4 protein-coding genes are annotated in these 12,704 nt (G+C 60.7%); 3 read left to right on the top strand and 1 reads right to left on the bottom strand.

What is annotated here, in order from left to right; genetic code table 11:
- From VD997_17510 to VD997_17500, 3 genes are all read left to right on the top strand, one after another.
- A partial coding sequence (locus tag VD997_17510) for a hypothetical protein (protein ID HYE63793.1) occupies positions 1-284 on the top strand: 284 nt, incomplete at its 5' end.
- 1,314 nt (positions 285-1,598) lie between these two features.
- Complete coding sequence (locus VD997_17505; GenBank protein HYE63792.1) at positions 1,599-3,479, top strand: hypothetical protein; 1,881 nt, start codon at positions 1,599-1,601, stop codon at positions 3,477-3,479.
- A 103-nt stretch (positions 3,480-3,582) separates the two neighbouring features.
- Complete coding sequence (locus tag VD997_17500; protein HYE63791.1) at positions 3,583-5,127, top strand: hypothetical protein; 1,545 nt, start codon at positions 3,583-3,585, stop codon at positions 5,125-5,127.
- Positions 5,128-5,594: 467 nt separating this feature from the next.
- Here VD997_17500 and VD997_17495 read toward each other — a convergent pair whose 3' ends face one another.
- Positions 5,595-12,431 carry an RHS repeat-associated core domain-containing protein gene (locus tag VD997_17495; protein ID HYE63790.1) on the bottom strand — a complete coding sequence of 2,279 codons (6,837 nt, stop codon included), beginning with the start codon at positions 12,429-12,431 and terminating at the stop codon, positions 5,595-5,597.
- Between the last annotated feature and the right edge of the window lie 273 nt (positions 12,432-12,704).

The raw sequence follows: 12,704 nt of genomic DNA, 5'->3' as shown, positions 1-12,704 counted from the left end.
GTGCCGGAGAGGGCCTCGGAGAGAACCGCCGCTTCGATCCCGTCAACCTTGAGCCTGAGCGTTGCCATTTGTTCAGCCTTTCGCTTTCCGCCGCCCTATTGCGGCGGCCACACCCTACCGGGCGGAAACGCGCTTTCAACTGGGCAAAACAAGGGCTCAACGCACTGTGCCAGCAGTGCCAAAGCACGAAGGCTCCAGTGCTGAACAGTGCGGGCGGAATCTTTTTTGAGGAAGCGCAGGAATCCTCCGAGGGCGCGGACCTCCCACGCCTGCGGGCGCGTTAGAGCTCTCCAGATTCTGGCGCGGATCGGTCTTGCGACCGGGAGATTGCCGGGTTAGGCTGGAGCCTCAACATCGTGGGGCCACCACCCAGTAGGCCCCCTCTTCAGGACAGCCCCGCTGCGTGCGCCTACCCCCCAGGTGCCCGGCGGGGCTCTTCATTTCAACCCCGCCAGCGAATCGAGCGCGGGAGCGCAGGGGCCAGGACGAAACGAGCGCGGAGCAGGCCGTGGATGGGCGGCGAGCTGCCCCGACGCGCAGGCACGCTCCGCACTGAAAGCGCGCATGCAGAACCGTGCCTTTCGGCGGAACGCTCTGGATCACGTCGGCGTGGGCCGATGGGCCCAACGGCTCGCGTATTCGGCTCGATAGCCTGGGGCGGTGGTCGGCGGGTACGAGCGCCCCTGCCCCTTTCACGGCGGCGCGTTGTGGGCGGAGGTACCTGTGACCGAGGCCGGAGACATCGCGTGCATACGCCCGTCTGAGTAAACTGAGCACTCCTCAAGTGCCCCGGCCCCTTATCGGTTTCATCTATGGACTGGCGAGCTGTACTTCAGGGCTCCTCTCTACTGTGCAAAGGGTTGTTCCATTTGCACAGCCTCCGCCGCACCAAACGTGGGTTGCTGGCGCATTCGCTTTACTTTGCTTCACCACGACAACCATCACGAGCGGCCGGTAGGCGGTACATTGAGGGGTTGGCGACTCGCCAGGAAGTGCTAGAACTCGCATTTTCAGGTGCACTCGCAGGTCGGGCAATCACTTCGAGGATCGTGGCCGCCGCTTGCCCGCCCGCGCCGGGAATGATTGAAGTGTACTCAGATCGCGGGAATGGGCTTTCAACACTGTTGGCTCAGGTCGCCGCAGAGCTATCTAGACATCGCCCAACTGTGATTGGCGACTGGCGCTCATTCATTCAGTGGACCCATACGCACCCGCACGGCCTCGAGTCCCTCCGGTGGGTTGGGCTCACAAGACCGCGCGTAGGTCCCGGGTTCTTTTCACCGCCGATTCTGGTGTTAGACGACGCACCCTCGCGCGGCTATTTATCTCCCAGTGAGCGCGATTCAGTCGCTGCACGCCTTCAACAGCTCTCAAAGCACGGGTACACAGTCGTTTTAGGAGTAAGGCGCGATCGTTCGCGGCCGGAATATACCCACGTCTCCTGGGGTAGTCGCCCTGACACTCAATTCCACTTAGAGCTCCAACTCGATGAGGTTCGTTCAATTGCCCGCACATGGCTCAGACTCGGCGGCTTTGACACCGCTGGTGCAGAGACCATTCTGCGTCATCGCTACCGATTCAAAAAACAACTCTTCGCAATGCTCGCCCTTCTGTGGCGAGAATTACCTGAACACGCCCGATTGGGGTCCCTTTCGCCCACGGCTTCACTGGTGCGCCAGTACCAACAATTACCCGAGGACCTTCAGCTTCTGGTCATGTGGGTGGCTCTGTCGCAAACTGCTGGTACGAGCGTGCCTGCTGATGCTGTCGCAACTGCCTTTGGTGCCGAGATCGCGCAAGACGCTCAGCTTTTGACCGCAGGCATTCTCCGGCGTGACACCGAGAGATCCCAGATTTTCGGATCACATGCAGCCGTGTTCCATATGGGAGGACCGATCCTGGCTTTGGAGCTGCTGGCTCCTCATACGCACTCAGTGAAGTGCTACACGGAACTACTCCTAAAGATTATGGGGCACACCCTCGCCAATCCGTGCAAGTCCACTTTCAACTATTGGCGATGGCATCTAGACCGTATTTTGAAACAGTACGACGCCCATACAGTTCCGAATAGCCACCCCGAAATCGCACGGGAACTCTTTCGGCGGATGAAGGATCGTATCCGCGTTCCTGAGGGTCTCGATCTTCCGTCTACTGCCAGTTGGGCTGGCACGATGCGGGGCCTAGGGCAGCGAGATATCGCGACAGGTCTCTACGTCGAGGCATGGCACACTCTCAAGAAAGGGTTTCCACGAGCATTACACGGTACGGACCTTCATACCTACGCGTCGGTCCTCATAGGACTGCTGCATCTCTGCCCTGGAGAACTCTCGGACGCCTCTTCCATTGGTGCGGTGATGGCCGTCGCAGAGAAATTTGAAGCGCGGTCTCCACGATTGACGCTTGGATGTGCCACGGTCCTTGCGAGGACCGCTCAGAACAACTCCGGCCTGAGTGGCGAGCAGCGAAACTATCTCCTTACGCGTGCAGAGAGATTGGCACTCGATGTGGCCCAGTCGGAGAGGGCGGTTAGGGTTCATGTGCAGCTCAGCGGTTACAACCTTGCAGCGCGTCTTGTGGGGGGGGTCTTCGGATCTTACCACCTTCGCCCGAACGCTGTAGAGGCACTTGACATCGGTCGCTCGGCTTTAACCCGCCAGGCCCGAGACACTGGCGTGCCGCTGACGTGGCAGGACTATCGGGCCAGTTCGGACCTAGCCAGGATCGCTTCGCTCGCCACTTATCAGTCGGGTGACCCCGACATGGCCAAGGTTGCGGATGAGTTTTTTCGGGTCGCTACTCTAGATCTTCCTTCAACACTCCTCCCGGTCAGTCGCAAAGTGCAGCTGGCTCACCTCATGGTCAGTTATACCCGCTGGGCCTGGTTCGTGTGGACACATCGGACCGACCTCAACCGAGCAGAATGGCTATATTCTCGTGCGATTGAGGCGGCCCGTGAGGAAGGACCCGAGTGTGAAAGAGTCGCGCTCACGAGGTATATGAGGTTTTTGCGCGCCGCCATGGATGTGGAATGGCGCAATGGTTGTACCTCAGAGGTTCGAGATCTTGCGGCTAAGATGCTGGCATGCGCGAATGCTAGCCTGGCCCTTGCTAGGTGCTTGGACGATCGATTTGCGTATGCGCAACGGCTCCGGTGGCTGTTATTCCCGGCCAATGTTGCGTCCCCTCACCGAAAAGACCTTGCCGCAGCCGTTGCGGATTCGGTGGTTGACAGCCTACTCAACGAGTGGAAATCTAGACCGGACAATACCGCCGCACTGATTTCTATTGTGAGCATTATTGACGCGTACGGCTCAGTCATGTCCGATGGCGTCGCCGCTGCTCGCTCAATGATTAGCGTGCGCATGCGATCATCGTTGACGAGCTATGACAGCACCACCCGCACTTTGCGCGCGGTCATGTTTGAAGCTCGTCAACGTGGCTTTAGAACACCGTTTACGGAATCCTTCATCATTGAATGACCCGCCGAGACCAGCCTCTGGTGGCCTTTGCGAGCGCAGCCCCGTTCCGCACCCAAAGCGCGCATGACGGCGCAGGAGTTCACGATCGCGGTAGGATGCACGGGTGGGCAAGTCACAGGCACACGGCAGAGCACACGCGGAGAACGCTATCCGTGCGTTCTATCGATCGCTCTACGACGTACTCGCCCCTATCCACTACGGCTCGTTCGTATCCGAGGTGAGCGCGAGAATCCATGCAGCCCACCAGGACCGCTCGCTGCTCGGTCGCTGGACGCCGGCACACCTCCTGCACGCCATTGAATGTGCGGCTTTCGCCAGCCAGCGCCCCGAAGGGTTCGTCGCCGACGAGCACGTCATCCAGTGCGTAATGAGCCTGTATCGGGAGTTCACCAATCCCGTCCAGACGTACTTCCTTGTGGAGCTTCAATCTGTCGATCTCTGGCTCATGCTCCTTGATCGCGAGCAGCTCCAAACGCAGTTCAACGCCACTCGGTTGTCCGTGGGCCGCGCCCTTCGGCTTCTTTGGCTTGACCAGCCACTTCCTCGCACGTCAGCATTGATAGCACACCACGTCGGCTTTTCTGTGGAGGACCTCCTGGTCACCGCGTTCTTTGGGTGGGCAGCCACATTCAAACGCCGCTACCCCGAAATGGGGATGGACTACGGCCTGCAGATTCCACACGCGCTTATCCCGCCACCCATTTTCTACCGGTGTATGCGGGAGCTGTCCTACACGCCGGACGAACTTGCCGGGCGGCACAGTGTTACCCGCGACATGGCCACGCCGCTGCGTGCCAGCAGCGTTGAATCTCCCTTTCTGCGCCGTCCGGCCATTCAGCTGCCTGGGGACTTCGTCATCCCACGCCCTGATCTCATGATTACTGCTGCCATCAGCGCGGTACTTGAGCTAGGCGAGAGGCATTGCCCCCAAGAACTCGCTGCGGAGCTCGGCCAAAGCCTCGAGAAGTACCTGCACACGGTGATGGCGCGTGCGCCCGGTCTGCTCCAGAAGGTGGATGAACGAGTCATCCGAGAGCGAGCGTCCAAGCGGAGTTGTGACGGGATCTTTGAGTTTGCGGACATCGTCCTGGTGGTCGAATCGAAGGCAGTCCAACTCAATGCCCAACTCATCGACCCGCCCGTGCTGCGCGATCCCGCTTGCACCACTGCGCACTTAGCCGAAGGTAGCCAGCAAGTCCGGGCCACAGCCAGGGACATCCGTGCAGGCGTCTACGATGACCTGCTGCTCGACTCCAAGAAGCCGATCTTCGGGGTCGTCTTGACCTTGGGCCACTTCCCGCAGGCCAACGGTGAATGGATGCAGAACCAGGTAATCCGCCCGCGCATCCCTCTCAACGATCGAGACCGCTGGCCCGTTCCTCTGGAATGGGAACCGCAAGTGTGGGACGTGGAGTCGCTCGACCGCTTCGTGACGATCCTAGCCATGAACGAGGTTCGCGCCGGAGAGATCTTCGAGCGTAAGCGGGAGGATGTGAAGCGAACGTTCGGGGAATGGGATCGTTTCCTGGAAAGGCTTACTGGCGGGCGTGCCGACCCTCTTCGTGACTTCTTCAGAGCGCCGTTTGACGAGTTCTGGCAGGTGCGGTTCGGGCCGGTCGTCGGACCTTCGAGGGACGACGACACCTGACGCGATTCTCCTGACGGGTTTGCAGCTCCGCTCAGCCTCAGGCCGGCCATTCCGACATGCCCGTTCCGCACCAAAGCTGCGCATTACGATGCAGTCGCCGCCATCCCCAGACGCCAGCTTCACGCGCGGCTGAGTGGACCAACGATCCAGCTATGACGTGAAGAAGAAAGTCGCTCATCGGCCGTAATGCCGGGCCGGGTGCCTACTGCCACACTCGACCTACTCGCGCGGCTTTATCGTCCGTAGAACTATCCAAGGCACTGCACCTCCGTCGATCAGGAGCGGGACCCAAACGAATCGGCCGAATACCTGCGCACTGGCAATCCAAGCGGCACAGATCAGCAGGCCAGCACCGAAGAAGGGCAACAGCGGAAGCGGAAGATCTTTGAGAAGAATTCTCCAGTTCATGAAGCACACGTAAAGACCAAACAACCCAACAATTGAACCGAGAACTAACCGAGTAGTAGTCAACGTCCCTCCGTAGGCTGTGGCTTGGGGGTTGCAGGGTCGGGGCACCTCACCTGCCGGTGTCCGAAGAAGAAGTATGCGATCTTCCCCCACAGCCCCGGATATAGCCCGACTTTCTGTCCCTCTGTGAGTCTATATGTGCGTCCCGTCCGATACATCTCAGCAACTCGGAACAGCCCCCGGTCGAACATTTTGCCTGAAAGCATAAAATTCAGAATGTTCTTCCCGCCGGACATCACCCAATCACCGCTTCTTAGACCCTCCTGCCCCCAACGCGCGACGCTCTGGCCCTGACCCTTGGCCTGACCTGCGTAGCGCGCGTTATGCGCCAAAGTGTTCCAGAATACGATGGACCCCATGCTCTCCGAGAGCGCATCCATGTCGTCCGGATTGTCAATGTCATGATGTTGCCACACGTTGATCAACACTTCGGACCCGCCTCTTGTGACCATCGCAGCGGCACCACGTCCTGCGAAGTTCAGGGTATCCTCCCCCACCTCTCCCCACGAACCGCCATGCTCCTGCCTCTTCCCCCACTCTGAAATAGCCTCGTATCCCAGGTTTTTGTCGAGCACTTCGAGGGCGGCGAGGTCAGTGAGCATCCCGGCCCCATCCACTATGATGGCACCAGCCTCCACAACTGACTTCCCAGCTCCCTCCACCATGTTCCAAGCACCCGTAGCAGCCCCTTCAAGAGCGCCGCCGGCTGCACCAAGGGCCTGCCCAGCACGGGGCCACCCGGCATTGACAAGATCCTGCGCCCATGTCTCACCCCAGAGCCCGTAGGGGTCGACGAAGCGAAGCGGATTTCCTGTGACGTATTCGTATAGGTTGGCTCCATCGATGTACCCGATGGGGTCCCGCTCGACCCACCGCCCCAACTCGGGCGCGTACCAGCGGTTCCGCGCCAAGTACCATCCGGTCGTGGGGTCGATGACGTACCCGCAATAGCCGATCGAGTTGTCGGGCCCGCTACTGCTGATTCCACCGATCGCGACCTTGACGGTGAATGTTCCGAACGCGTCAGGATCCTGGTGGTCCATGACTCCATCGCGGTTGATGTCCATTTCGGCGACATAGGTTTCGTCGCCGAGGTAGGCCTCTGCGATCGAGGCGAAAGCGGCAGCATCGTGGTCATTGTCCTGATCGCCGTCCCCGTCGAAGTCCCCTGGCCACCGGTGGCGCGGATTGCCGTATGCGTCGTAGCTCACTCGCTCCACCACCTTGGCATTTGCGTCTAGGGTGGCGACGGTGCTGAACTGAGCGTCAGTGAGGTGGTAGTAGAGCTGGGGCGTGCCTTCCTGGTAAGTCGAACCAACCAGCACGTATGGGGTCACGCGGGAGGCGACCTGGTCGTCGATATACCGCTGTCCCCAGAATCGCTCAACTCGGCGCAGCGGCGTCGAACCGAACTCTCCGCCGTCCGAGACCTCTTCCTCTAGAAGTCGCCAAGCTGCCGAGTAACGCATCTCGCGGGTAAGCCCGCCCAACGCGGTGCCGGTGGTGATCCGCCACCCAAGCCCGTTGTAACGGTGATCCCACGAACCGTACCAGCTCATCGAACCAGAACTTCCGAGTTCTGTGACGTTGACAAGGCGGTTCCACGCATCGTGGGTGAGCGTGCGAGTGCCGGTGTTCTCGAGCGTGTAGGAGCGCAGATTCCCCGCCGGGTCGTAATTGAACGGGAGCGATGTCGACGACACGTTCGTGTTCGGCACACGCCCAGTCGCCTCATTGTTCCGATTGTGTGCGCGCGTCTCGTGGAGGTCGCCCGTCGCGTCGTTGTACGTGCCGAAGTTACCGGTGGTGGAGTTGGGAGCGAGGTCAGACTCAAACTCCGCCCAGTTGCCGAGGGTATCGAGCGTCCAGCGCTGGCTGCCCTTCCCAGAGGTGAACGAGCTGATGCTGTCTACACCGCGCTTTGCCTCCTTCAATCGTTTCAGCCCGTCGTACTCGAACCGGGAGTCGCGGTTACCGATTACGGCACCGGGCCGGGCATCGCGCCGCCCCGTGCGGTTGGAGTTGCGGTCGTAGGTGTACTCCTCTGCGAAAATCTGCGGCCTCGTGGGGTACGCACCGCCGCCATTAGTGATATCGGAGTCCACCCAATACTGGCGGATAAGCCGCCCCAGGCGGTCGAAGCCGTGGTATTCACCCTGCACACCCGAGGTGACTGAAGACGTTCGCCGGTGACCGCTAGGCTTGATCGTGCGGTCAAGGTCGACATCGATCTGAGGGAACTGCGCCAGGACGGTTGTGCCGAACCCGAGGTAGCTGTACTCCAGAAGGTCGGTGCTTCCGAGCGTGTACTTGACCGGACGGCCCACCCGATGGTTCGCTGTCGTGTTCGCTCCGTAGCCGGTGGTGTACACCGCTCCTGAGGGGTATGTCATGCTCGCCAGACGCGTGTAGTTCCCCGCCGAGAGAGTCTGGGTATCGTAACCGTACTGCAGGACCGTGGTGGAGTTGAGCGGAGCACCGTCATCACCACTGGACTCAACCTCACCGTCGTTGTCCTGATAGAGCCGGGAGATCTGCCCCAAGCTGTTGTACCGGAACCGAACTTGATTGCGCTTCACCGGCGTGGTGTCCGACGAGAGCGATGTGATACGGTCCAGACGCCCGAGGGTGTCGTAGACCGCCTCAATTGCACCCACATAGTTGTCAATGTTCGTCCCGAAGGCCTCCACCTTGTCGCGTATCGGGCGGCCCGAGGCATCGCGCGTGTAGACATGGCGGGTGCCGTTCTGGTCGGTCACGCTGCGCGGCTCTCCCAGAGCGTTGTAGGCGTAGGTGATCTTGTTCGAGCTGCTTGGCTCGCCCGTACTGCGATCGGGAAACCACACTTCGTACAAGAGGTCGTTCACGGCGGCCAACGTGGCAGTGGAACTGCTGGGGCTACCGACGGTGTGGCTGCTCCCGTGTGAGTGATAGTACGAGTACACGTACTTTGTCACCTGCGCCTGAGCGACACTGCTGACCGGGGGCAGGTGCGCGGCCTGCATTGTCACCTGGTCCAGGCCGTCATAGACGTAGCTTGTCGTGCGGTTCTCGTCGGCCGTGATTGAGCCCGTGACGTTCCAATGCCCGCTGCTAAAGGTGAACGTCGGGTCCGAGACATGGTTTTCGACAACCGCAAAGGGACGGTCGAGATCGTCGTAGAAGTACTTTGTGACCCGGCCCATGGGGTCAATAACTGATTCAACCTGGTCGCGCGAGTTGTAGGTAACCGAGTTGATGATGGCGTGCGCGAAGGCGCTGTCCGCCCGCGAGGGGACAGCGGAGAGCGCCGAAGGGGCCGACCCGCCGGACTTCAGGAAGTCGTTGGAGGTGTCGTTTGTGCCAAAGTACACTGACCCGAGCGTGCGCCCCGCTGCGTCGTAGGCGTAGCCTCGGTAGGTTGTAACCGCGTTCGGCGTGCTCGCCGAGATGGTCAAGTCGCCAGTGTGAGCAGAATCATGGATGCGCTGCAGGTGAGCCACGATGCTGAGGCGGCCCAACGAGTCGAAGGTGCGATTCACCTGCTCGAAAACGGTGTCGTCCGTGCGGTTAGCGGCCGAAGCGTACGCGGTGCTTCCGGTGATTGAGTCATTGTTCCGATCCGTCAGGAAGACAGATGTGACACGACCGAGCCCGTCGTAGTCTCGCTTCACAGCGGGACGACCTGGAGTCCACTTTTCTATGATGCGACCGGAAGGGTCATACCACGAGCGCTGCTCGATGAACCCATCACCGAGGTCGGTCGGGTCCACCGCGATTGCAGAACGGTACGGAAGCCCCCGCTGGCTGTAGGAAAGCTCAATGTACTTGCCGCGCGTGCTGGAGGTAGTCGCCCTTACTGCGGAAGGCTCATCCCCGCTAGTTGCAGAGGTGAACAGGCCCGCTCTCCGCAGTCGGCCCAGGTTGTCGTAGTCCAGTTCCGCGTAGGGCGCACTCGGGCCCACCATGCGGATGAGCTCGTCTCGATAGTTGTAGGTTCGGGTGATCGTCCGGGACGATGGCCCATAGGCGCTTGAGGTTTCACCCGTGAAGAGCCTTACGTGTGTGAGATTTCCGTTACCGATACCCTGCTCGAGCGTTGAGTCCCCATCAGTATCGTCGTAGTAGAACTCAGCAAGCCGCGTGAAGTTGGCTGGGCTCTTCGACGTACCCACCTCACGGATGAGAACGCGGCCAAGGGCATCGTACCCGTTCAGTGGGTTGCTGTTGCTGTCCAGGCCGTTCCCCGGTATATGCGTGATGGTGCCGTTCGCGTCCGTGATGTAAGACACGCGGCCGGCGTCATCGTACTCGTAGGTGTTCGAATACGACAGGTTGTTCGCGATGTCATACCACCTCTGATCGCTCGTGAGGTTTCCACCAAGGTTGAGGAAGGAGGCAGACCGGGAGGTTTCCGTGGAGCTGATCGTGAAGGTACCCGCCCCTGGGTCGTAGCCGCTGGAAATGAGGAAGTCGCTCTCACGAAGCACGGACCCGGAAGCACTGATCCACGTGACGTGCGCGGGCCCTGACGCGGTTGCGGGCGACCCCGGGATCTGGGGCGGGAGCCCCGTTACGGTGTAGTAGTAAAAGTTGCCGCCGCGCAGTGAATCGACCTGCATCGCTCGATGTAGGTAGCTTGTGGAGCCGTCAGGCTCTGTAGTGCTTGTGCGCTGGCCACGGGGGTTGACAGTGTGGGTCCAGGAGAGCGAGCCGCCACTGCTGTACCGGCCCCAGCTGCTGTCAACTGTGATGCCGCCGTAGCTCGACCCAGACAGGGCTGGGTAAACCCCTGTCTGTCCGGACGGATTCGCGTTGGCGACGACCAGCACAGCTTGACCGGTCGTGGATTCACGCCCGATGTGAATCAACGCACCGTCGAACATACGGACCCACTGCAGCTGACCGTTGGCCCCAAATAGGCAGGTACTGGAAAGCGTTCCCCCTGGACCACCCTCATCCTGTGATTCAGCCTCTACGATCCAGGAAGTGCTGGCGATCGCATCCCCGGAGTGGAAGGTGTACGCGAGCGTTGTCGTCTGCTTCGTTTCTTCGGCCGTAGAAGCGGAGTCGGTGTAAGCCTCAATGCTCGTGGGCAGCCACTTGCGCTGGTTCGTGGTTGGGCTGGAGGGGTACGTCACCACCAGGACGGTCACTGGGGTTGTGCTGACGCCTTTTGAGACGGACTCTGAAGTGAGCCAATGGTCAGCCGTGTAGCCGTAGTGATGCACCAAGCCTTCGCTCGCCTTCAGCCCGACTGCGGTCGAAGGACGTATGGATCCGCTAGATGTGGAGCCGCCGGTCTCGTCAATCGCGTAGTAGTGATCAACGGCGGCGGGCGTCACCACCCGTGTGAGATTGCGCGTGGTGGACGAGTAGTCGTACTGAGTGACCCAGCGCTGCGCCAGTCCCGCAATATTTGAGACGATCGCGTGGTTGATGAGGTAAGGGCCAGAGGTCGCGGTCAGCTGCTTGAAGTCGCTGTACTCCGTGCGGAGCGTCGTGTAGCCCGAAGAGGTTTTGTAAGCCTCAACCACCTTGCAGGTGGCCCCGTCCAACGAACTGGTACCCCATTCGTATGTGTAGTAGGCGTAGGAGTTCTTGACCGACTGCGCGGCCCCGCTGCAGGCGCACCCGTTCTGGAGGTACTGAGTCTGCACCTTCTTGTTGTGGGCACCGGAGGTGTTGTAGGACACAACCTTTGCCGCTAGATCGAGCACTGGACGATCACCTTCGAAGCCGGTGATCTCATCCGCATCCGCCAACACCAGTAAGCTGTCAGCAAAGGTGTCGAGCCATTCGTCGTCCAACGTCGTCGCCAACGCAGCGGCCGCGTACTCGATCTGCTCCGGGTTGATAGCTGCCTTGAGTTGGTGTGCTCCGCCAGTGATCGTTTCACCGTTGACGGAAGCTGACGCCCCCCCAAAGTAGCGGTACTGCTGGACGCGGACCCAGTCTTGCAGGTCCGTCGCCGCAGGGTTTGGATCGGGCGAGTCCGAGTACCGTACCTGGACCAGGTCCCCCGCAGTTCCGACCGACGTGTGATGCGCCGGACGCACCACGTTGTCGTCCGGGTCCAACACAGTGGTGGGCTGAAAATAGCGGTACCCAACAGCATTGGTCGGGTTTACCCAGGTCTGTCCACCCTCTTCGAAGTAGCGGACGGCTGTCATGGAGGCCAGGCGTCCCAGCCGTACGCGTGAGTTCACGCTTGAGTAGGTTTCTGGATAGAGATTCCAGTTGAAGTACACCTCAGCGATGGGTACTCCCGACGCGCTTGCGCCCCCGCTGTAGCAGCGGATGCGGACCAGCTTCGGGACCTGTGTTCCCGACGACGGACCGAAGAGCTGGTAGTCGTAGATGCGCGTATTGCCATAAACGTCGGCCTCTTGCGCAATAAGCCCCACCAGCGACGGGGGCGTGCTGGTCCCGTCATTCCGGTAGAAGTCGACGGTAGACACACCGGGGTATGTCAGCCTCCACACTCCGCGACTCGCGTTCGTGTATGTGTTGCTCGAGAGATCCAGAATGTTGGCCGTCAGTGTGGTCTGCTGAAAATACTCCTGCCCTCGGGGGCTTGCCCGCCACGTGGTTGGGCTTGAGCCCGACACCTGCTCGTACACACTGGTCTGATTCAGCGGGAGCCCCCGCAGGATGATCCGCTCTGTGCTGCCAGGCCCGGACATGTCGGTGCGGATGCTGTTGAAAACTGAAAGGGACCATCCTTCGCCAAGCGGCCAAACCGTTCCGGAGGTTTGCAGGCTCGTGTATTGACGAGTGATGACGAAGTCTGCCCCGGGCAAGGTGATGCGCAGATCTTCGACGGATTCAATCTTTGCACCGGAATAGAGGTCCACCGGGCAATCCGTGGTGCTCTTGGGTGGTGCTTTCGGAGCCGGGGGCTGCTGCGCGGGTGGCTGAGCCGGAGGTTGAGCCGGAGGCTGAGCCGGAGGAGGTGTGAGGGGGGGCGGCTGTGGCGCGGGCGGAGGATCGCGCCGAGGGGGTTCCTCAGGGTTCTCCGCCGGAGGGGCAATGGTCACCGTCGCGCTTGGGGCACTGGGTCCCTGTCGCTCCTTGGACTTGGGGGGGCAGCGAGTTTGGAGGCATGCCATTGCGGGAGTCGGCCCGCC

It is taken from the genome of Phycisphaerales bacterium (assembly GCA_035627955.1).
GTDB lineage: Bacteria > Planctomycetota > Phycisphaerae > Phycisphaerales > UBA1924 > JAEYTB01.
The sequence above is the reverse complement of the archived record's forward strand: the minus strand, read 5'-3'. Positions and strand labels throughout refer to the sequence as shown.

Excerpts from the sequence above, each read along its gene's own strand:
- VD997_17505 (HYE63792.1), top strand. The coding sequence starts at position 1,599 with ATGCTCGCCCTTCTGTGGCGAGAATTACCTGAACACGCCCGATTGGGG.